This window comes from Brevundimonas sp. BH3 (assembly GCF_045345115.1).
Lineage (GTDB): Bacteria > Pseudomonadota > Alphaproteobacteria > Caulobacterales > Caulobacteraceae > Brevundimonas.
Genome location: NZ_CP150796.1, coordinates 811,273 through 832,327 on the forward strand (window position 1 = coordinate 811,273; position 21,055 = coordinate 832,327).

General features: G+C 59.5%; 22 protein-coding genes. 11 read left to right on the forward strand and 11 right to left on the reverse strand.

Annotated features, from left to right (window positions below):
- Positions 1 to 250 precede the first annotated feature (250 nt).
- On the reverse strand, positions 251 to 1,117 hold the full coding sequence (motA, locus tag WEU32_RS03890) for a flagellar motor stator protein MotA (protein ID WP_312135351.1): 867 nt from the start codon (positions 1,115 to 1,117) through the stop codon (positions 251 to 253).
- A gap of 127 nt (positions 1,118 to 1,244) precedes the next feature.
- Here motA and WEU32_RS03895 point away from each other — a divergent pair, with 127 nt between their 5' ends.
- Positions 1,245 to 2,039, forward strand: coding sequence for an alpha/beta fold hydrolase (locus WEU32_RS03895; protein WP_406852938.1), 795 nt, complete (start codon positions 1,245 to 1,247; stop codon positions 2,037 to 2,039).
- A 79-nt stretch (positions 2,040 to 2,118) separates the two neighbouring features.
- Here WEU32_RS03895 and WEU32_RS03900 read toward each other — a convergent pair whose 3' ends face one another.
- A complete protein-coding gene (locus tag WEU32_RS03900) occupies positions 2,119 to 3,921 on the reverse strand; it encodes a long-chain-acyl-CoA synthetase (protein WP_406852939.1) in 1,803 nt (600 codons plus the stop codon).
- Between the two features lie 373 nt (positions 3,922 to 4,294).
- On the opposite strand from WEU32_RS03900, the gene WEU32_RS03905 reads away from it, so the two are divergent.
- Both WEU32_RS03905 and WEU32_RS03910 read left to right on the forward strand, forming a co-directional pair.
- The gene (locus tag WEU32_RS03905; RefSeq protein WP_406852940.1) at positions 4,295 to 5,458 is read left to right on the forward strand and encodes a hypothetical protein; all 1,164 of its coding nucleotides are present in this window, start codon (positions 4,295 to 4,297) and stop codon (positions 5,456 to 5,458) included.
- An 80-nt stretch (positions 5,459 to 5,538) separates the two neighbouring features.
- Positions 5,539 to 6,327: a TSUP family transporter gene (locus WEU32_RS03910; RefSeq protein WP_406852941.1), complete on the forward strand. Its 789-nt coding sequence runs from the start codon at positions 5,539 to 5,541 to the stop codon at positions 6,325 to 6,327.
- Here the strand turns inward: WEU32_RS03910 and WEU32_RS03915 are convergent.
- Positions 6,324 to 6,707: a hypothetical protein gene (locus tag WEU32_RS03915; RefSeq protein ID WP_312135357.1), complete on the reverse strand. Its 384-nt coding sequence runs from the start codon at positions 6,705 to 6,707 to the stop codon at positions 6,324 to 6,326. The two genes, WEU32_RS03910 and WEU32_RS03915, sit on opposite strands and share 4 nt — an antisense overlap.
- Positions 6,708 to 6,876: 169 nt before the next feature.
- On the opposite strand from WEU32_RS03915, the gene WEU32_RS03920 reads away from it, so the two are divergent.
- Complete coding sequence (locus WEU32_RS03920; protein ID WP_312815579.1) at positions 6,877 to 7,215, forward strand: hypothetical protein; 339 nt, start codon at positions 6,877 to 6,879, stop codon at positions 7,213 to 7,215.
- Between the two features lie 2 nt (positions 7,216 to 7,217).
- Here the strand turns inward: WEU32_RS03920 and ppk2 are convergent, their stop codons facing one another.
- Positions 7,218 to 8,003, reverse strand: a complete 786-nt coding sequence (ppk2, locus tag WEU32_RS03925) for a polyphosphate kinase 2 (RefSeq protein WP_312815581.1) — start codon at positions 8,001 to 8,003, stop codon at positions 7,218 to 7,220.
- Between the two features lie 152 nt (positions 8,004 to 8,155).
- Between ppk2 and WEU32_RS03930 the strand changes: the two genes are divergently transcribed.
- Complete coding sequence (locus WEU32_RS03930) at positions 8,156 to 9,298, forward strand: serine hydrolase domain-containing protein (RefSeq protein ID WP_406852942.1); 1,143 nt, start codon at positions 8,156 to 8,158, stop codon at positions 9,296 to 9,298.
- 175 nt (positions 9,299 to 9,473) lie between these two features.
- The gene (locus WEU32_RS03935; protein ID WP_312135365.1) at positions 9,474 to 9,677 is read left to right on the forward strand and encodes a cold-shock protein; all 204 of its coding nucleotides are present in this window, start codon (positions 9,474 to 9,476) and stop codon (positions 9,675 to 9,677) included.
- 73 nt (positions 9,678 to 9,750) lie between these two features.
- Here WEU32_RS03935 and gluQRS read toward each other — a convergent pair whose 3' ends face one another.
- Positions 9,751 to 10,617 carry a tRNA glutamyl-Q(34) synthetase GluQRS gene (gene gluQRS, locus WEU32_RS03940; protein ID WP_406852943.1) on the reverse strand — a complete coding sequence of 289 codons (867 nt, stop codon included), beginning with the start codon at positions 10,615 to 10,617 and terminating at the stop codon, positions 9,751 to 9,753.
- Entirely contained in the window at positions 10,614 to 11,039 is a 426-nt protein-coding gene (locus WEU32_RS03945; RefSeq protein WP_406852944.1) for a hypothetical protein, read from the reverse strand. Before WEU32_RS03945 ends, gluQRS begins: the two co-directional genes overlap by 4 nt.
- Positions 11,040 to 11,584: 545 nt before the next feature.
- On the opposite strand from WEU32_RS03945, the gene WEU32_RS03950 reads away from it, so the two are divergent.
- From WEU32_RS03950 to WEU32_RS03960, 3 genes are all read left to right on the forward strand, one after another.
- Positions 11,585 to 12,259: a DNA-3-methyladenine glycosylase family protein gene (locus WEU32_RS03950; RefSeq protein ID WP_406852945.1), complete on the forward strand. Its 675-nt coding sequence runs from the start codon at positions 11,585 to 11,587 to the stop codon at positions 12,257 to 12,259.
- Positions 12,260 to 12,269: 10 nt separating this feature from the next.
- Positions 12,270 to 12,911, forward strand: coding sequence for a trimeric intracellular cation channel family protein (locus WEU32_RS03955; protein ID WP_312135369.1), 642 nt, complete (start codon positions 12,270 to 12,272; stop codon positions 12,909 to 12,911).
- Positions 12,912 to 13,075: 164 nt separating this feature from the next.
- Positions 13,076 to 13,645: an HNH endonuclease gene (locus WEU32_RS03960; RefSeq protein WP_406852946.1), complete on the forward strand. Its 570-nt coding sequence runs from the start codon at positions 13,076 to 13,078 to the stop codon at positions 13,643 to 13,645.
- On the opposite strand, the gene WEU32_RS03965 is transcribed toward WEU32_RS03960, so the two are convergent.
- From WEU32_RS03965 to rpmB, 3 genes are all read right to left on the reverse strand, one after another.
- Positions 13,642 to 14,808: a serine hydrolase domain-containing protein gene (locus tag WEU32_RS03965; protein WP_406852947.1), complete on the reverse strand. Its 1,167-nt coding sequence runs from the start codon at positions 14,806 to 14,808 to the stop codon at positions 13,642 to 13,644. The genes WEU32_RS03960 and WEU32_RS03965 overlap by 4 nt on opposite strands.
- A gap of 14 nt (positions 14,809 to 14,822) precedes the next feature.
- Positions 14,823 to 16,508 (reverse strand): M1 family metallopeptidase, encoded by a 1,686-nt coding sequence (locus WEU32_RS03970; protein WP_406852948.1) that lies wholly within the window; start codon positions 16,506 to 16,508, stop codon positions 14,823 to 14,825.
- A gap of 119 nt (positions 16,509 to 16,627) precedes the next feature.
- Positions 16,628 to 16,924, reverse strand: a complete 297-nt coding sequence (gene rpmB / locus WEU32_RS03975; protein WP_312135374.1) for a 50S ribosomal protein L28 — start codon at positions 16,922 to 16,924, stop codon at positions 16,628 to 16,630.
- Between the two features lie 253 nt (positions 16,925 to 17,177).
- On the opposite strand from rpmB, the gene WEU32_RS03980 reads away from it, so the two are divergent.
- The gene (locus tag WEU32_RS03980) at positions 17,178 to 17,663 is read left to right on the forward strand and encodes a DUF3617 domain-containing protein (protein ID WP_406852949.1); all 486 of its coding nucleotides are present in this window, start codon (positions 17,178 to 17,180) and stop codon (positions 17,661 to 17,663) included.
- A 77-nt stretch (positions 17,664 to 17,740) separates the two neighbouring features.
- Here WEU32_RS03980 and WEU32_RS03985 read toward each other — a convergent pair whose 3' ends face one another.
- Both WEU32_RS03985 and WEU32_RS03990 read right to left on the reverse strand, forming a co-directional pair.
- Positions 17,741 to 18,061 (reverse strand): TM2 domain-containing protein, encoded by a 321-nt coding sequence (locus tag WEU32_RS03985; protein ID WP_312135378.1) that lies wholly within the window; start codon positions 18,059 to 18,061, stop codon positions 17,741 to 17,743.
- Positions 18,062 to 18,141: 80 nt separating this feature from the next.
- Positions 18,142 to 19,188: an NAD(P)-dependent alcohol dehydrogenase gene (locus WEU32_RS03990; protein ID WP_406852950.1), complete on the reverse strand. Its 1,047-nt coding sequence runs from the start codon at positions 19,186 to 19,188 to the stop codon at positions 18,142 to 18,144.
- 243 nt (positions 19,189 to 19,431) lie between these two features.
- Between WEU32_RS03990 and WEU32_RS03995 the strand changes: the two genes are divergently transcribed.
- Positions 19,432 to 21,042, forward strand: a complete 1,611-nt coding sequence (locus WEU32_RS03995; RefSeq protein ID WP_406852951.1) for an AbgT family transporter — start codon at positions 19,432 to 19,434, stop codon at positions 21,040 to 21,042.
- Positions 21,043 to 21,055: the final 13 nt, after the last annotated feature.

Here is a 21,055-nt window from a genome sequence, read left to right on the forward strand (position 1 = left end):
ATCGTGAGCGGAATCGCAAGCGAAATTCTCACGCCTTCGTGAAGTCGGCTGTGGAATGCGTGATTTTTTCGCTTGTTTCTTGAATTTAAATAATAAAATTTATTGGTCTGTCTGGCCTATCAGGCACGTTTTGCGGCTTTCGGTCACACCAGACGTCGTTTTGTCGTCAAGTAAACTGCAAAAAGCCAGCCTGCATTACGTGGATGCAGGCTGGCTATTCAGAACGCGACTCGGATGATGCAAAGAAACCCTACACAGCCGGAACAGAGGCGAGGGCTTCTTCCATCTCGGTAAAGCTGGGCTGGCTGGTGGTGGGAATGTCACCACGGCCGATCTCGACGGAGATCTGGGCCGCATTACCATGCAGGTGCGCGACAAGAACGGACTGGATGATTTTGTAGAAAGAGCTTTCTTCCTCGACAATGGCATTCAGGCGGGAGGCAAACGGTCCCACCAGACCATAGGCGAGGAACACGCCAAGGAAGGTACCGACCAGAGCGCCGCCGATCATGCCGCCCAGAACTTCCGGCGGCTCGGTAATCGAACCCATGGTTTTGATGATGCCCAGAACGGCGGCCACGATGCCCAGAGCGGGCAGGCCGTCGGCGAGGGTTTGCAGGGCATGGGCTGGAGCCAGCGCCTCATGGTGATGTTTTTCCAGCTGTTTTTCCATGGCGTCCTCGATCTGGTGCGGATCTTCGAGGTTCATGGTCATCATGCGCAGGGTGTCGCAGATGAAATCGACAGCGAAATGGTCCTTCATGACCTTGGGGTATTTCTGGAAGATCGGGCTGTCGGCCGGCTTTTCGATATGGCTTTCCAGCGCAATGACGCCCTTGGACTTCATAGTCTTGGACAACTGGAACAGCAGGCTGAGCAGGTCCTTATAGTCCTGCTTCTTCCACTTCGGACCTTTGAAACACTTGCCCAGACCGCCCAGCGTGCCCTTGATGACCGGCATGGAGTTGGAGATCAAAAAGGCCGCGATACCGGCTCCGAAAATCGCCATCAACTCATAGGGCAATGAATACAGAATGGTCGCCATCTTGCCGCCGTGCAGCAGGAAGCTGCCGAACACCATGGCAAACAGCATGATGATGCCGATAATCTGGAACATGGGCGACCGAGGCTCTGGAGTGGATCAAACTGGGACTTCTTGTGACGGTTAATGCTTAAGGCGAGGTTTCAACCGCAAGCATTTCCGGGATTGGCGTGGCCTATATTCGTTGGCTATGGACGCGCCCATGTCCGAGTTTGTTGCGATTACCCCGACCGCGTTTGAAGCCGATAGCCCGCATGGCCCGCTGTACGGGCAGGTCTGGCAAGGAGATGCCGACAAGTTGCCCATCCTGATGCTGCATGACTCGCTGGGGGCGGTGTCGTTGTGGCGCGAGTTTCCGCAGCAACTGGCAAATGCGACGGGGCGCACGGTCGTGGCCTATGATCGGGCCGGATTTGGCCGCTCGGTGCAGCGGACCCAACCCATGGCCGCCAGCTTTATTGCCGACGAGGCCTATGAAGGCATTGTGCCGGTGATGCAGGCTCTGGGGCTGGAGCGGGTGATCCTGTTGGGTCACAGTGTAGGCGGCGGTATGGCGTTGGCGGCCGCCGCGGCCTTGCCTGAACATGTGGCCGGTGTCGTGACCATGGCGGCGCAAACCTTTGTCGAGAAACAAACCCTTCAGGGGATACGCGACGCGAAGATCGCCTTTGCACAGGATGGCCAGATCGAGCGACTGGCTCGCTATCACGATATGCGGGCGCGCTGGGTGCTGGATGCCTGGATCGAGACGTGGATGGCACCGGACTATGCAGATTGGTCACTGGAGGCGGTACTGTCGCAGATCAAGGTGCCGGTACTGGCTCTGCATGGGCAGAATGACGAGTTTGGCAGCGAACAGCATCCGCAGATGATCGTCGACCTAAGCGGTGGCGCGGCGCGGATGCTGATGCTGGAAGGGATCGGCCATATGCCCCATCGCGAGGCCACAGCTCGGGTACTGGCAGAGATCGGAGCTTTTATAGACGCCATAGGTTAGGCGCGCAGGCTGTTAGACAATTGCAAAGGGCGACGCTGTTTTCAGCGTCGCCCTTTTGTGTGGGGCAGTCGTAAAACCCTTAGAGGCGTATCTTGCCCGATAAGATGTCCTTGAGGATGGCCTTGGTCATGACCTGATAGCCGTCTTCACCGCCACGGAAATAGATGGTGCCCTTGACCTTGTCGGGATCAAAGCCGTCCGACACCAGATCGACCTTGCGGTATTTGAAAGTGCCGGTGGTCGAGGCCGATTCCATAATCCGTACGAAGAGGGGGCGCGCATAGGGGGGCAGTTCCGCCTCGGCGCGGGCGGCAAAGGCCTTGGCGTTGAAGATGGTGTCGGGATCAAGGACCAGAGCCACCATGCCGGCCTTGCCGTCTTGTCCGGGAACTTCGACGCCATAGGCGATGACTTCCTGAACGCCCTCGGCTTCGGACAGATGTTGCTCAACCTCGGCGGTGGAAACATTCTCGCCCTTCCAGCGGAAGGTGTCGCCCAGACGGTCCATGAAGAAGACATAGCCTTCCTTGTCCTGACGCATTAGGTCGCCGGTACGGAACCAGCGGTCGCCTTTTTTGAACACGTCGGTGAGGATTTTTTTCTGGGTCGCGGCCTTGTCGGCATAACCGGTGAAGTCGTGCTTCACTGTGCTACCGATGACACCGATGGCCTCGCCGGTATCGCCCACACGGACCAGTTTGCACATGCCGTTTGGCAGACGGACGGGTTCGCCATCATCGTCCAGTTCGATGATGCGCAGGTTCAGTTGTGATTTCAGATAGCCGGGTACGCGGCCGATAGCCCCCGCCTTGCCGCCAAAATTGAACAGCGAGACATTGCCCTCGGTGGAGCCGTAGAATTCGAGAATATTGCCGATGTTGAAGCGGCTCTGGAATTCTTCCCACACATCTGGACGCAGGCCGTTACCAAAGGCGAGGCGCAGCTTGTGGGCGCGTTCGTCGGGGTTTTGCGGCGAGTTGACCAGATAGCGGCACAGCTCGCCGATATAGACAAACATGGTCGCGCCGGTGGCTTTGACATCGGGCCAGAAATGGGTGGCCGAGAAGCGGCGGCGTGTCACGATCCGGCCACCATTCAGCAGCACCGAGCCGACCCCGACCAGACCGCCGGTCGAGTGGTACAGTGGCAGGACGTTGAACAGCACGTCTTTCTGCGTTGAACCCGTAGCACCGGCAAAGGCGCGCATATAGGTGCGGGCGCGGGTATGGGTAATACGTGCGGCCTTGGGCAGGCCGGTCGTGCCCGAGGTGAAGATATAAAGGGCCGTGTCGCGGTTGGTCAGACCCTTGCGGATAGAGCGTTGTGGACGGACCGAGGAGGCACTGCGGACCACATTGTCGAAATCGCGACGGTTATTGCTCTCGTTGGCCTCGTCCAGTCCCATAACCCACAACATGATGTCGCGATCGACCAGGGGACGGGCATCGTCAGCCGCCTTCCAGCAGTCCTCGTCGGACACCACATTGAATGCGCCCGAAATATTCAGACAGTGGGCCAGGGCCGGACCGGACAGGTTGTTGTTGATCAGGGCGGTGGCGACGCCGATCTTGGAAAAACCGAACCATGCCGCCACATATTCCACGCGGTTGTGCATGATCAGGGCAATGGTATCGCCGCGCTTTAGATTGCGGCTGGCTGCCCAGTTGGCATAGCGGTTCGCCAGGGCTTCAAACTCGCGATAGGTGAGTTTGCGTGTCTCGTCCTCGAAGGCGATATTGTCAGGGTATTTGTCGACAGCCTCTTCGATGTCGTCACAGATCAGAACATCACTGTCGAGCGTGATGGGCTTGATCCTTTTCAAGAGGCGCAGCAAGCCTCCGACGAAGCGGATTTCACGCTTGACGTTCGCCACCATACCCATGAACGCGTCACCTTTCCCTGAGATTATTTTCCTTTGTGATGAACGGCCCGTCGGGCGCGGTCAACAGCCTGAAGCAGAGCTTTGGGACATTGTTACTTAAAAGGGCGTAGATTACGTCTTTTTGTCTAACCCAGCGTCAAGATATAAGGCGACCTTAGGTAAACTCTGGGTGAAGCGAGGCTGTCTGTGGCAAGTGATGGCTTCAAAGCTGTTCTGGATATCAGCAGAATCTGCATGGGTCGCGCCAAGGGGCTGCGAATATGATATCGGCGATTTATATTCTGGCGATGGGCTGACGATATCAGTCACGGCCATAGATTTGTCTGCATCTGTTGATGGTCTGCCCGCAAGCGAGCGGAATGTTGGAGAACGTATGTCGTCCAAATTGTCCCCAAACACCGGCGATGCGCCGCAAGACGAGAATGCGTCCTTGCCGGAGTCTGCCGGAATGGTGCCGAATGATCCGGCTGCGGGTTTCCAGCGTGGACGGATCGTATGGGGGCGTCCGCCACAGCCGGTGTTCCGCGCCGGTCCGTTGCCGCGCGATGAGGGTCTGGCGCGTCTGATAGCCATGCCGCCGCATCCGCAAGCGGCCAAGCCGACGGTCAAGGGTTCGGTGGCCAGCGGTGTCGCCGGTGGCAGCAATATTCCGCAAGCGCCGCGTGCCGCCCAGCCTCAACCGGCACCTGCGTCGCGCGGGCTGGGAAATTTCTCCAATGTGCCTCAGACCCCCAGACCGGCACCGCAGGGCGCAGCCAAGCCTGCGGCTCCGGCTGGCGGTATTCTTGGGGGTTCGCTGGTGCCGCCCGCCAAACCGGCGGCTCCGCTGACGGCGGTGACACCGCAACCCGAACCGAAACCCGTGCCCCAGGCCCCGCAGCAAGTGACCCCCGCACCAGTTGGCCCTATGCCAGTCGCGGAGGAGATTGTGGTGATGTCGGAGCTGGAGCCGGTTGTGGCTCCGCGCCGTCCGGTGGCGGGTGCGACCCAAGCTGAAGCCCGAATGGACCGCGCATCGGCCAAGACGTCTGCGGCATGGGGGCGCTGGGCCGTGGCAGCCGGTGCGCTGATCATTGCGGCAGGTGTCGTTGTTTGGTGGATGAAACGGGAGCCTGAAGCGCCTGTCACACCTCAAGAAACGGTGGCGGCTGCGCCTGAAACAGTGACTTCTGAAACGGCTGCGCCTGTCGCTTCTGAGCGCCTCGCACCCGAGGTTTCGCAAAACGCTCCGGTTGTGACGCAAACGGCGACACCCACGGCGACACCCACGGCGGCGGTCCGCGCACCGCAGCGGGTGACAACCGAGGCACCGCCTCGTCCTGCTGCTGCGCCTGTGGCGACCTCATCTGCAACACCGGCGGCGCGTCCGGCGACCATCCAGACGGCGCCTGCGTCTTCACAGCCTGCGCCAGTCGTGGTGGTGACACCGCCTGTCGAGGCACCGGTGGTTGAACAGGGACCCGCCCCGACCATTGCCGCGCCGATGCAGTCCAATCCGGACGCGCCGGTGGTGACCCGCCCGCAAAAACTAGACTAGTCCGCTCCTGCAAAGCGACGGGGTGCATGGGGCGCGCCACGTCGATTGTGACCTGTTTCCCCGTCAGGAAGTGTGGATTGATGTTTGATATGGCACCCGAGATTGTCGCCCTTCTGCTCGGGGCGGCTGTGCTGGCAGGCTTTGTGGATGCGATTGCAGGAGGTGGCGGGCTGATTACTGTTCCGGCCCTTCTTGCGGCGGGGGTCAGTCCTGTGGCTGCCATTGCCACCAATAAGATCCAGGGCAGTTTTGGTACGGCCTCGGCCACCTATACCTTTTGGCGCAAGGGCCAGATCGATTTTGCCCTGCTGAAATGGCCGCTGCTGGCCACGGTGATCGGCGCGGTGCTGGGTGCGATCGCGGTCAGTTTCGTCGACACCGCATGGCTGATGATCTTGCTTCCGGTGCTGCTGGTGGCGATTGCCTTGTATTTCCTGTTTGGTCCAAAGGCGACCGATCAGGACGTGGCGGCTCGCATGACCCCGCTGGCCTTTGGGGCTGTGGCGGGAGGTATCGGCTTTTATGACGGCTTTTTCGGACCCGGAACGGGCTCATTCTTTGCGCTGGCCCTTGTGACCCTGCTGGGCATGGGGCTGACACGGGCAACCGCCCACACCAAGGCGCTGAACTTTGCCAGTAATATTGTTTCGGTAGTGGTGTTTGCGGTTGGCGGACATGTTCTGTGGGCCATTGGTCTGCTGATGGCCGTGGGACAGGTGGTTGGTGGCTGGCTGGGATCGCATGCGGCCATCCGCTTCGGACCACGCCTGATCCGCCCGCTTCTGGTGGTGATCTGTCTGGCCATGGTGGCCAAGCTGTTGTCCGATCCGGCCAATCCGTTGCGGATGTGGCTGGCCGGACTTTTCTAACTCGCCGACAGGGTGATGTAGCCGCGTTCCAGCATACGGCGCAGGCCTTCATAGGCTTCGGCCAGTTCCTCATAGGCTGTGCGGGCGCTGGTTAGGCGGGCAATCTGGTCGGGCGTGGCGGGCGATCCCGAATGAACCAGACGCAGGCCCTCGGCCACCCAGCGGGCGCGGGCCTGAGCTGTTCGGGCGGCCATTTTCTCGAAGTCGGCTGTAGTGATCTTGCCCAGTGTATTGCCGATGATCTCGCGGTTGGCGACATAGGCGGTGTAGTCGATCTGTTCCAGTTGGCCGCGCAGGCGGCGTTGTTCGGCGGGGTCCATATCCTCGGGCTGGAAATGGTCCTTCTGGCGGCGATAGCTCTGGGTCAGGATGGATGACATGGCTCTAACCTGTGCTGACGGCTTGATAGCGCAGGCTCCAAGCTGGACCTTTCGGGTTAACTCCGGGTTGAGGAAGTGCCCACTTCAGACGGAACCCGTAAGGCAGGGTTGTCATTTCTATTTGTGAGGCTGTGCTGTTGGTGCGGCCATAATAAAAAGGAACCGGCACATGGTTGATACCGTCACCCCGCACGATCAGGCTTGGGAAAAGGCACTGGAAGAGGCGATCAACCGTCTCGAACAGGGCGAGGCGGTGACCGAGGCCCAGTTCGCCGAACTGGTGACCGAACTTGAACAGCGCCATGCCGAAATCCAGAACATGCCCGAAGACAATCCGCGTCATTCAAGGATGGAATCCCTGCGTGCGCGCGCAGCAAAACTGGAAGCCAGCGCCGCAGATGGCACAGGGCCGACCGACCAGATCAGCCGTATTCTGGCGACCATGACCGGATCGGACGGCAAGCCTGCGCCTGCTCTGGTAGAGAAAGAACCGGCACAGGAAGAATAGGCTCAGCTATTCAACTGACCCTTGGCATCGTCGGCGGACATGACGATGTCGGGGTCAGTTTTGGCCAATTGCAGGCCGGGGCGACCCCAGACCCGTAAGATATGGCGCATGACGTTCAGGCGGGCTTGCTTCTTGTCATCCGATTTGATGACGGTCCAAGGGGCATAGGTGAAATGTGTTTCGGCCAGCATATGGTCGCGGGCTCTGGAATATTCATCCCAGCGATCCTGGGCTTCTTTGTCCAGAGGTGAAACCTTGAACCGTTTGATCGGATCATGAATCCTTTTGGCCAGACGACGAGCCTGTTCCTCGCGACTGATATCCAGCCACAGTTTGATCAGGATAATCCCCGAGTGCGTCAGCATGCGCTCGAAGTCGTCGACCTCGTTCATAAAGGCATGGTGCTGGCTGGGTGTGCAAAAGCCCAGCACTGGCTCGACCGTCGCACGGTTGTACCATGAGCGGTTGAAGATGACGGTTTCACCTGCGGCGGGCAGGTGTGAAACATAACGCTGGAAATACCATTGGGTAAGTTCGCGGTCGGTCGGTTTGGGCAGGGCCACAACGCGCGTCTGGCGCGGGGCCATGTTTTCAGTCAGGCGTTTGATGGCCCCATCCTTGCCCGCCGCGTCTCGGCCCTCGAAAATGATGACGGTCTTGATCCCGTTCTTGATGGCCCAGTCCTGTGAGTCAACGATCTGAATCTGCAAGGCCTTATAGAGGGCGTCATAGTCTTCGGACTTGCCCGTTTTGGTCTTGTTGTCGGGTAACTTGGGGCCGGAACTCATGGAGGCATCCTTCGCGGTCGAACACGGTGGGCATGAGAATTCTGGATGCGGATAAAGGTCGCATTACCGGATTGTAACTTGGCCATGTCCGGTACGAGACGAAACATGACCTCATGAAACAAACACTCTTTTGCGCCGGCCGTCGAGCCGTCATGGCCAGCGGGCTGGCCGTATCGCTACTGCCACCCGTTGCGATGGCGGCGAAGACCGATCCCGAGCAGGGTCCTGAATCAGGCTCTGAGCAGCCCTTGGAGCAAAAGCTGGAAACAGGCTTGCAGTCGGCCTTTGAAAAGGTGGCTCCCATAGGGCTGGCAGGGGCGGTCTGGCGCGAGGGCCAGATGCTCTGGCAAGGACAGACCGGAAAACGCATTGCCGATGAAGAAACACCTATTGGGGCCAGTGATCTGTGGCATCTGGGGTCCAATACCAAGGCCATGACGGCCGCCCTGTGGGCGCGCCTAGTCGAACAGGGCAAGCTGGTCTGGAACATGCCTGTGGCCGAGGCGGTGCGATCAGCAGGGCTGGATGTGCAACTGCATCCGGGTTGGCAGGATCGCACGGTCGAGGACTTCATGCGCCATCGCGCAGGACTTCTGGATGCGCGTTATGTCAACGGGGTATGGTTGATGGCTGCGCGTATCGATAGACGCCCACTGCCTGTGCAACGCGCCGATTTTACCCGACGCATACTGGAAGCTGCCCCCGAAGGCCCGTTGGGGGTGTATGCCTATGGCAATGCCAATTATGTGCTGGTCGGCAGTCTGATTGAAGGCATAACCGGCTTGTCGTGGGAAGAGGTCATGCAGCAACAGATGTTTGGCCCGCTGGGCATGACATCTGCCGGATTTGGTGCCCCTGAAGGCCAGCAGCCTTATGGTCATGTGTGGTCTGGAGACAAACCCCAGAGCATAGGGCCGGATGCACCTGTATCGGATAACCCCAAGGCACTGGGACCGGCAGGGACCGTCCATATGGGCCTGAGCGATTACGGTCTGTTTTTGACGGCGATGATGCAGGCGGGTTGGCTGACGCAAGACAGCCTGACACGACTGCAAACCCCGCTGGAAGGCGAGACCTATGCGCTGGGCTGGATTGCGCCAGGATCACGCTCGTGGGCTGCTGGACCGGCGCTGTTACACAATGGTTCCAACACGATATGGTTTGCCACAACAGTGTTAGCTCCGGCGCGCCGATTGGCGATTGTGGCCGTGTCCAATGATGGCAGCAGGGGAGGAGATGCCTGTTCGGCTCTGGTCAATGAAATGATCGGAACACTGACAGAGAATGCAAAATAACGGAATCATTTCAGTTGACCGCTGGCCAATAGCAAGGGACAACATTGTTGCAGTCCGGATATCGCGTGGGGTCCAAACTCGCGTCTCGCTCCTTAGTCGAACGAGGTTGTCCAGATGGGCTGACGGTTTCCCCTCGGGGAAACTGCCTGGAAAACGCGTTCAATGGAGACGCAATATGGCGACCGGCACGGTCAAGTGGTTCAACCCGACCAAGGGTTTCGGCTTCATTCAACCGGATAGCGGTGGCGCGGACGTTTTCGTTCACATCACTGCCGTTCAAAAGGCTGGCCTGGCTGGTCTGGATGAGAACGCCAAGGTCGAGTACGAACTCGAAAACCAGCGCGGCAAGACCGCTGCTGTGGACCTGAAAGTTCTCTAAGAACCTTTAGATCCGGACCTTTAAGGTTCCTGAAAAGCGCGAAGGCCCAACGGCTTTCGCGCTTTTTATTTGTCTAAAGCGTCATCTGTGAAAGGACTTCGGCCCGCAAAGCGTCGGCGCTCACACCATTCTCGCGCAAGGCGGCAAGAGTCACCGAGCCATCGCGCTTTGCAAAGCGTTTGCCGTTCGCATCGGTCATCAGCCGGTGGTGGCGATAGACCGGCTCGTCCCAGCCGAACAGGGTCTGGATCAGGCGCTGGATCGGGGTGGCCTCGAACAGGTCCATACCGCGAATGACATGGCTGATGCCTTGCAGGGCATCGTCATGCACACAGGCCAGATGATAGGCGGTACCCGCATCCTTACGCGCCAGAACCACATCGCCCGCCAGTTCGGGACGGGCGCGGATACGGCCCGTCTCGCCGTCCGGCCCGTGGCCTTCCTCGAAAAAGGACAGGCCATCCCAAGCCGCGCCGCCGATTGTGTCGCGTGCGCGATCCAGCGACAGCCGCCACGCAAACGGCTTGCCGCCTTGGAGCAGTTCGGCTTCCTCGTCCGCAGGATGCGGGCCGGGGCGGGCGGCATCGGTGATGCCGTGCGGAGCATGGCCGATCCCGTCGAGGATTTCCTTGCGGGTGCGAAAACAGCGGTAAACCAGACCGCGCTGGCGCAGGGTTTCGACCGCTGCAGCATAGTCGTCCAGATGGTCCGATTGACGCCGCACCGGCTCTTCCCAGTCAAGGCCCAGCCAGCGCAGGTCCTCATAAATCCCGTCCTCGAATTCGGGTTTGCAGCGGGTCGGGTCAATGTCCTCGATCCGCAGCAAGAAACGCCCGCCCGCATCCTGCGCCGCCCTGAAAGCGGTCAGGGCCGAAAAGGCATGGCCCTTATGCAGCCGCCCTGTCGGCGAAGGCGCAAAACGGGTCGCGAACCGGCTCAAAGCTTGATCAGGGAGCCACTGGCAGCGGCCCTGTCCACAGCCGTGCGGATATCTGTTTCTGACACGAAATCGAACAAGGCTATGACTTCTTCCAGAACGAATTCAGATCGGCTGTAGGCATAGTGCATAGCGTGGGCTACCGGACCGCTGAATGCAGGGGCGGCAATGGGTTGAACGCGATAACGGGTCAGTTCCATCTGCGCAGGCAGGCTGTACTCGCCCGTTCGCGGACGCAGGCGATTTTGCGTCATGGCGACTTCATCGAGGAAGTCGGGCAGGGCGCACAGAGCCGCCAATTTCTGGCCCAGATGCCCTAGGTGTTGTTGTAGCGCCTTGCCTCCTGCCTGTTCGACGGGCGGGAACATGGTGCAGATCGAAGTGGGGGCCAAAGGCCCGCACACCTTTGAAAGAGGAATAGACATTGGCCCCGATACGGGCGGCGAATTCCGAGGACAGTCCCGCTGCAAGTCGAGCAACCGGTAGACTCATATCCTCCAAGTCATTGGCGACCAGACTGGAGCCGCGTGCCAGTTGTAATTGAACCTTGCGAGGATCGGGAATCAGGTGGGTTCCGCTCGCGTTTTGGCGGCAATACTGGGTTGGGTCCACATTACGGGTGTCGTGGATCATTCTGAGTGTTTCTGAAGTCCAGTGACCTGTCTGGTCCAGCAGGCGGTTAAACTCTCCCCAGCCGAATAATTTAGCCTTGTCGGCACCTTCACTGGCCGGAATATGTAGCGGGCTCCGGTCGTGATGGTTTGCGTAAAAGGTTTCGGAGGAAACAGGACTGATAAGCTGGGCAAGCGTCTTCATGCAGCGGACGCTAGCGGGCCTGCAGTAGCATGTCGACTGGCGGTCCAATTGGAAGTGAATGCGGGTCGCTGAATCGATCCTTGCGGGGCATCTCGGGCGTTGCCTTCCGCCGCGCGGCAGGCAAGCATGGCCAGACAACAACTGGAGCTGTGCCATGCAGGATCGTGACGCCGAACAGCGCGAAAGCAGGGCGCGTGAACTGACGCTGGCTATGGCACAGCAGCGCGAGGCTCTGGCGCGGCAGGATCCGGTGCTGGCGCGGGCGCACGAACAGACACCGCCGCTGGAATGGCGTCTGCGGACCGGTGGGTTTGAAGGGCTGTTTCGCATGATTGTGGAGCAGCAGGTTTCTGTCGCGGCGGCGGCTTCGATCTGGAAACGGGTGTGCGAGGGGCTGGGCGAGGTAACGCCCGAGGCCGTGTTGGGCCGTGATATCGAGACCCTGCGGGCTTTTGGTCTGTCGGGGCAAAAGGCGCGCTATGGTCAGGAAATCGCCCGCGCCCAAACCGAAGGCCATATCGATTTTGCCCATCTGGGACGCCTTGGTGATGACGAGGCGATTGTGGCCCTGACAGCCATTAAGGGCGTGGGGCGCTGGACCGCCGAGACGTTTTTGATGTTTTGCGAGGGGCGGGTGGATGTGTTTCCGGCGGGTGATGTGGCCTTGCAGGAAGCCTTGCGCTGGGCCGAAGGTGCCGACGAGCGACTGAAAGAAAAGGCTTTTTACCAGCGCGCCGATATTTGGCGGCCCCACCGTTCGGTTGCGGCACATTTGCTCTGGGGATGGTATGGGGCTGTAAAGCGCGGTGAAGTCGCGCTGGAGGATTGATGTGACACCTATGAGCGCCACGGCCGAACTGGCCCGCCCTGAAACTGTTTTGCCCCTGCTGGATTTCGCCGGGGTTGCGGTATTTGCCGCCACAGGGGCGCTGGCAGCGGCGCGCCAGAAACATGATCTGGTAACCTTTGCCTTCTTTGCCGCTTTGACTGGCGTGGGTGGTGGCACGGTGCGCGACCTGTTGATCGGTGCGCCGGTTTTCTGGGTGGCGGACTGGCGCTATATTGCCGTCTGTTTGGTGACGGCGCTGGCCTTTTGGATCATCGGTGCGCGTGAATGGCGTTTTCGTGCGCTGATGTGGCTGGATGCCATCGGTCTTGCGGCCTATGGCGTGATGGGCGCGGCCAAGGCGGCCAGCTATGGCGTAGCCCCGCTGATTTGCATTGTCATGGGGATTCTTACGGCCTGTTTCGGCGGGATTGTGCGCGATGTTCTTGCGCACCAGCCGTCCATCCTGTTGCGCCGTGAGCTTTATATTACCGCCGCCCTGTTGTCGGCGGCCCTGTTTGTGGGCCTGAAGGCCGTGTCGGTGCCGACCTGGTGGGCGGTGGCCATTGCGGTGGTGGCGGGTCTGGCCCTGCGGGCCGGTGCCATTCTCAAGGGCTGGAGCCTGCCTGCCTTCCCCAGTTCTCAACCGAGATAAGAAACAGCTGTAACGGGACTGAAGCTTCACTGTAAAAGAACCATGATTTTTCAATCATGGTGATGACAGGGAATCAGGTTTATCTTCCTTCGTCCTGACGAAGGAAGGAGACGTGTCTTCAGTCCTGTTGCGTCTATAGATCGCTGTATGACGGAGCTTGCGCGATGCAGGTTCTGACAGGTGCCCCCTCGGGCTTTCCGGCCCTGGTTCTGAATGCCGATTTCAGACCGCTTTCCTATTTCCCGCTGTCCTTGTGGTCGTGGGAAGAGGTCATCAAGGCAGTATGGCAGGACCGCGTAGAGGTGGTGGCCACCTATGACAGGGTGGTCCGCAGCCCCTCCATGGAAATGCAGTTGCCCAGCGTGGTGTGCCTGAAATCTTATGTGGATCAGGACCGCCATCCGGCCTTCACCCGTTTCAACGTATTTCTTCGCGATGGATTTGCCTGCCAGTATTGCGGCGTTGGCGGCACGTCGCAGGACCTGACCTTTGATCACATCCTGCCGCGTTCGCAGGGCGGGATTACCTCGTGGACCAATATCGTTACCGCCTGTGGTCCCTGTAACCTGCGCAAGGGTGGACGCACCCCAATGCAGGCCCAGATGCCGCTTCGCCGCAAGGTCATCCGCCCGTCCTCATGGCAGCTTCAACAGGCCGGACGGAAATTTCCGCCCCAGACCCTGCACAAGACCTGGCTCGATTATCTCTATTGGGATCTGGAGCTGGAAGCCTAGCGCTCGGTTTGCGGGGCGGCATCTACCGCGTCAGCGACCTGTTTAAGGAAAGCATCGCGGACATTCGAGCGCCCCGTAGCTGTCGGCCATGCCGACAGGATAACCACCACCGTCTTGCGTTCGGGGTCGATGGTGATCGACTGGCCGAAAATGCCGTGTGCGGCATAGCGGCCATCATCATAGGTCCACCACTGGAAGCCATAGCCTTCGCCTGCCTCGCCATAGTCGGCCTGTTTGGAGGTGGCTTGCGACAACCAGCCATCGGGCAGGATGGCGCTATTGCCGACCTTGCCGCCATCCAGCACGAACTGTCCCACACGGCCCCAGTCGCGCAAGCTGGCCATGACACAGCAGCCGCTGGCTTCCTGACCGCTCTCGTCGATCATCCATCCGGCATCGCGCTCCATGCCATAGGCCGACCATAGCTTTTCGGACAGGTAATCGGCCAGTGGCTTGCCGGTGGCGCGGCGGACCAACACACCGATCAACTGGGTTTCGCCGGTGGAATAGTGCCAGCGCGTGCCCGGCTCGGCGGCGCGTTTCAACTGGCGCATATAGTGCAAGGTCGGGTCCATGCCGCCGGTGTCGTGGGGCTCGAAGAAACGGGCCGCATCGGCATCGGGGTTGGTATAGTCCTCGTTCCAGTCGGCACCTGAAGTCATGGTCAGCAACTGATGTACAGTAACCCCCTCATAGGCACTGTCAGTCAGTTCGGGCAGGTAGCGGACGATGGGGGTCTCGAGGCTTGCGATATAGCCGTCCTTGATGGCCGCGCCGACGAGGGTCGAGGTCAGGGATTTGGCCACCGAAAACGAGGTCCAGCGGCCTTCGCGCTCAAAGTCCAGTCCGTAGCGTTCCAGCCTGATCTGGCCGTCTTGCAGCACGAGAAGACCCGCGACTTTCTCGGAGGCCATGAAGCCTTCCACATCAAGGCTGAGAGGATCGCCTTCGGGCAAGGGGCGCGCGACGTCACCGGCGGCAATGACGCGATGGGGCACAATGCGATCCATCGCGCGAAATCCTGCTTCACGCTCGGCTTGCGACCAGAACAGCACCTGCGAGGCACGTTCTAATGGGGGCAGGTTCGTTGTCTGTGCGGCAACAGGTGCTGCCAGCGCCGCCAACAGGACGGTAGAGGCGATCAGGCGGCCAAGACGGCGCATGGGGTTTACTCCGTTCAGGACCGGTTCTCGGTCTTCCATTGTTCGAGATAAGGCAGGCGACGTAGAATTTTTGATTGAGGGTCGATCAGGATATGGGCGCGGGGATCGGCACGGAAACGAGCGGTGCCGCCCTGCATCGGAAGGGTTTGTGGCTTTCCGTCTATCTCGACGTCCAGCGGCATTTCAAACGTCAGAGCCGATCCGGTTTTCCACGTCAGGGTGACTTCGCCGCCGTCGCGCTCCATCACCAGTTCGGGCAGTTCGGCGTGATACAGATAGGCATCGAAGAACCAGCCCATGTCCTTGGCCATAATACGGTTTACAATCGCCACATAGTCGGCAGTCGTGCGGTAAACCGGTTTGAAATTACCGGGTGCCGGATCGGGGCGGTCATAGACCAGTTCGCGCAAGGATCGTTTGAACGCTTCGTCACCAATCATCAGACGCAGGGTGTGGGCGATCAGTGCGCCCTTATAATACAGGTCCAGCGCCGGACCGGTTTCGGCATTATAGACGGTGGCGGCATCCTGTTCGTGGCCTGTCACCATGGGGAAGCGGTTGGCCACGGTGCGGCGCATGGTTTCCAGCTCGGCCTGCATGGCGCGTTCGCCGTTCAGTCGGCGGGCATAGAGCGGCTGCATATAGGTGCCGAAACCCTCATGCAGCCACATGTCGTCCCACGAGACATTGGTCATCTGGTTGCCGAACCATTCGTGCGCCAGTTCGTGCTGCATCAGCCAGTCATAACCCTTGCCGTCCAGCTTGTAGCCGTTGCCATAGGCGTTGATGGTCTGGTGCTCCATGCCAAGGTGCGGTGTTTCCACCACCCCGACCTTTTCGTCTGCGAACGGATAGGGTCCGACCCAGTCCTCGAAGAAATCGAGCATCAGGGGAAGCTGATCAAACAGGCGCTTTGCCTTGTCGTCCGGCGTCGATTCCAGCGGCCAGAACCGCAAGGGAATCGCATTGCCATATCGGCTGTCATAGGTGGCCGCCATCTCGCGATACGGACCGACATTCAGGCTGATGGCATAGGTGTTGGGGGTGGCGGTGCTCCAGTGACTGGTGGTGTGGGTGCCGTCGCTGGTTTGGCCAGTGCGCACGCCGTTGGTGACGGCCGTTAAACCAGCAGGCACGGTCATGTGCAGGGTCATCTGTTGGGGCTCGCCCATCGGATGATCGATACAGGGCCAGATCAGGTCACAGCCTTCGCCCTGAACCGCTGTGGCCATCCATGGCTTGCCGTCGGATTCGGACCAGACAAAGCCACCATCCCACGGGGCACGGGTGGCGGTATGGGGCGTACCGCCATAGTCGATGGCCACCAGAAGGCGCTGACCGGCCATGACAGGGCGGGGCAGGGGAATGGTCAGTCGTCCCTCGGGATTGCTCCAGTTAGAGACCTGTTCCCCGTTCACACTGATGCGGCTGATACCGAAGCGGGTATCCAGTTCGACAACGACAGCCGACAGGGGCGCAGTCGTCATGAAGGACAAAAGAGCGCGGCCTTCGATGGATTTCGAGGCGGGATCAATCGACAGGCTGAGATCGGCGTCTTCGAATGCAACGGCCAATTGCTCTGGCGTTCGCGAACTGCCGCTGGACAGGGTAAAGGGTGTGGACTGCTGTGCGAGTGCAGGAAAAGCCACGCCCCCCATCAGGGCGCAGGTTGCAGTGGCAATCAGCAGGGACAGGCGCATAGCTTAGATCCGTTTTTCAAATCTTGAAACGAAAGCCTAGCCGAGGGGCGCTATACGGCAAAAGAAAAAGGCCGCTGTTTCCAGCGGCCTCTTCAAAACTTCACAACCAGCAGAGCTGATTAGGCAGCGGCTTGTTCAGCCAGCTTGGCCTTGACCTGACGCTTGATGCGCAGGGCAGCAGCCGACAGCTTCTCATCGCGAGCCTTCACGATGAATGCATCCAGACCGCCCTTGTAGTCGAGCGTGCGCAGGGCAGCATTCGAGATACGCAGGGAGAAGGTTTGGCCCAGAGCGTCCGAGTTCACCTTGACCGTCTTCAGGGACGGCAGGAAACGACGCTTGGTCTTGATGTTCGAGTGGCTCACATTGTGGCCGACCATCGGGCCGATACCCGTGAGTTCGCAACGACGCGACATCTTAAGATCCTCAAGGTCACATCCGCGCAAACATTGCGGACGCATGAAAACAGGTGGCGCAACAGGCGTTAACCTGCGCGAGAGGGGGCCGTATAAAGGATGGACTCACTTGGCGTCAAGCCGAGTCTGTAATGAATCTGGACTCGGGCGCGACATAAGAATGCTGACAAACAGGGATCGTTCGCGTTCAGCCACCGTTTATATGCTTCCATATATATAGCCTCTTATGATGAGCCGTTTGAAGATGCCCCCTATGAAAAAGCTTTTCGGGAAAAAGCCCTTTGCCGGAGGGGTTCGCCTGTTGGCACTTGCTGCCCCGCTGGTTGCGGGTGGCGCTCTTTTGGCCGCCCCTGCGTCTGCACCACAGGCCCAGGCCGCTCGTAGCGAGGTTTTGCCTGGTTATTGGGAATATACAACCAGCGTTTTTGGTGTGCGCGATACCGAACAGAAGTGCGTGCGCCCCAGCGAGATCAACCGCTTCTTTGGCGGTCTTTCGACACGCAAATGGCAATGCACCTATCATGTGCGCGAAGCCTCAAACGGCCGTGCCCGCTTTGAAGGCGTGTGCAAGGACCACAAGGACCGTCGTGTGAATGTGCGCCTGAACGGCACCTATCAGCAGGAATCGTTCCGCTTTAGCGGTGGTGCCCAACTGGCGCGCGGTACGCCCTATATTCCGGCCACCATCACGGCCCGCCGTCTGGCGGCCCAGTGCCCGGCCAATGCGGAATATTTCTAAGACCGTTACAGGCTTAATATAGAGAAAAGGCCCGCCGGATCATTCCGGCGGGCCTTTTTGTATCTTGGCAGACGGGTTTACTGGCCTTGATTCAGCGAGGCGATCAGCTTGTTGTTCTGCTTGGCCACCAGTCCCGGAATCAGGAAGAGGTCCACCAGAACCCAGATACCCACGGCCATCAGCGGCAGGGCACCGATGAAGATCCAGATCGTCAGCCAGCCTGCGATTGTCATGACCAGTTGGGCAATGGCGGTGTTTTTCTCGCCCAGATAAAAGCGGTGAATGCCCAAGGTGCCGACGAAAATGGCCAGCAGATAGGCAATCAGCATCGACTTCTTGTTGGCGTCGTAACGCATCATGGCTTGGGTATCGTGGTTCAAGCCGTTCGGATTGGTCATAAAATGCCCCCTGAAAAACAGCCGCGGAGACTGATAATTCAGGAGGCTATGGTCAAGCTTAATTATATGATTTTATTTAATTACATGGTGCTGTTGTCGATGACGAAGCGGTATTTGACGTCGGATTTCAGCATCCGTTCATAGGCCTCTTCGATCTGTTCGGCGCGGATCATTTCGATGTCCGAGACGATGCCGTGCTCGGCGCAGAAATCCAGCATCTCCTGCGTTTCCTTGATGCCCCCGATCAGTGAGCCGGCAATCGAGCGGCGACCGCCGATCAGGATCGAGACATTGGGTGAAGGGTGGGCGTGTTCTGGCACACCGACAAGGCACATGGTGCCGTCAACCTTCAGCAGCCTGGTATAAGCATCCAGACTGTGGCTGGCGGCGACCGTGTTGAGGATGAAGTCGAAGCTGCGGGCATGGGCCTTCATCTGGGTGGGATCTTTGGAGATGACCACTTCATTCGCGCCCAGATCGAGCGCATCCTGACGCTTGGATTCAGAGGTGGTGAAGGCCACCACATGCGCGCCCAGCGCATGGGCCAGTTTGACGCCCATATGGCCAAGGCCGCCGATACCGACCACGCCGACCTTCTTGCCCGGGCCGACCTTCCAGTGACGCAGGGGCGACCATGTGGTGATACCGGCACAGAGCAATGGTGCCACGGCAGCCAGTTGATCGGCGGGGTGGGTGACCTTGAGGACAAAGTCGTCCTTGACGATGATGCGCTGGGAATAGCCGCCAAGTGTGTGGCCGGGGGCGTCGGCGATCTTGGAATCATAGGTGCCGGTCATGCCGGTTTCGCAGAACTGCTCCAGTCCCTCGTCGCAGGAATGGCAGGACTTGCAGCTATCGACCATGCAGCCGACGCCGACGACATCGCCTTCCTTGAAGCGGCTGACCGAGGGCCCGACTTTTGACACCCGACCGACGATCTCGTGACCTGGTACGCAGGGGAAGTTCACCGCCCCCCATTCGCCGCGCACCGTATGAAGGTCGGAATGACAGATGCCGCAATAGTCGATTTCAATCTGCACATCGTGTGCCCCCACATCGCGGCGCGGGATTTCGATGGCTTCGACCGGACGGTTGGCAGCAGTAGCACCATAGGCTTTGACGGACATGGGATGGCTCATATGTGACAGAATGGCCGTGCAGCTGGCACCGCGCCGGATAGGGGTAATCTAGGATTTTTGAGGGACAAAAAAACCGTCTCTCTATTTTGTGACCGGCATTCTGGGGAAAGTTGACGGGGAGCGACAAGGCGACGCCTTGTGTTTTGCTCTTGAAAGTTGAAAAGCGCTTTGGGTCGCCTTTCGGGGATAAAGGTCGATTTTCATAAAAACCAGCTCCGCCAAGGAATGTGTATGACGGAACTCCAGCCTGCAGGGGCCGAAAAGGCCCAACCGCCAGCACCCAAGCGCAATGCGTTTACCCGCTTTCTCGACACCGTCGAATGGCTGGGCAATCTGCTTCCGCATCCGGTGACTTTGTTCTTGCTTCTGGCGGCGGGCATGGTTCTGTTGTCCGGCCTGTTTGGCTGGCTGGGTGTGGCCGTCGAGGACCCGCGTCCTGTGGGCGCTGCGGGCCGTGCCGATGATGGCATGATCCGTGCGGTGTCGCTGTTCAGTGCCGATGGTGTGCGCCGTATCTTCAGCAGCCTTGTGACCAACTTTACAAGTTTTGCACCTCTGGGTGTGGTGTTGACGGCCATGCTGGGTATCGGAGTGGCCGAGAAGTCGGGCGTGTTGTCGGCGGCGGTGCGCGGCATGGTTCTGGGCGCATCCAAGAATGTGGTGACCGTGGTCATCGTGTTTGCCGGTGTCATGTCCAATACGGCGTCGGAACTGGGCTATGTGGTTCTGATCCCGATGGCCGGTGCGGTCTATTATTCGCTGGGACGTCACCCGCTGGCGGGTATGGCGGCGGCCTTTGCCGGTGTCTCGGGCGGCTATTCGGCCAATCTTCTGATTGGCACGATCGACCCGTTGCTGGCCGGTATTACCGAAGAAGCGGCGCGTCTGATCGACCCGACCTATGCCGTTACGGCGACGGCCAACTGGTATTTTGCCGCTGCCTCGACCTTCCTTGTCACCGCAGTCGGCTGGGCCGTCAGCACCTATATCGTCGAGCCGAAACTGGGAGCCTATAATCCCGCCGATGCTGACCCGACGGCGCTGGACGGCGCTGCGGCCTCGCCGCTGACGTCCATTGAAAAGAAGGGCCTGAAGGTTACGGGGCTGGTTCTGCTGGGCGTGCTGGCGGTCATGCTGCTGAGCGTGGTGCCGTCATGGGGCATTCTGCGCGATCCGGTGACCGGCGATGCTATGCGCTCGCCCTTCTTCAGCGGGTTTGCGGTGTGGATTCTGCTGTTCTTCCTCGCCATGGGCTGGGCCTATGGCAAGGTGGTCGGCACTGTCAAAAACGACCGCGATGTCATTGATGGCATGTCCAAATCGCTGGGCTCGCTGGGGCTCTATTTGGTCATCATCTTCTTTGCCGCCCAGTTTGTAGCCTTCTTCAACTGGTCCAATATCGGCTCGATCACGGCGGTAAAGGGCGCGCAAACCCTTGAGGCACTGGGTCTGACAGGGCCGGTGATCTTTATCGGCTTTATTCTGATCTGCTGCTTTGTGAACCTGATGATCGGTTCGGCCTCGGCCCAGTGGGCGATGACGGCCCCCATCTTTGTGCCGATGCTGATGCTGCTGGGCTATTCGCCGGAACTGATCCAGGCGGCCTATCGCATCGGCGATTCCACCACCAATATCATCACCCCGATGATGAGCTATTTCGGCCTGATTCTGGCGTGGGCGGTGCGCTATGACAAGAAGGTCGGCATCGGCACCATGATTGCGATGATGCTGCCCTATTCGATCTTCTTCACGATTGCCTGGACGATCTTCTTCTTCGTCTGGGTGTTCGCACTGGGCATGCCGGTGGGACCGGGGGCTCCGACCTTCTACAGCCTCGGCTAAGGCTTGCTCGCAT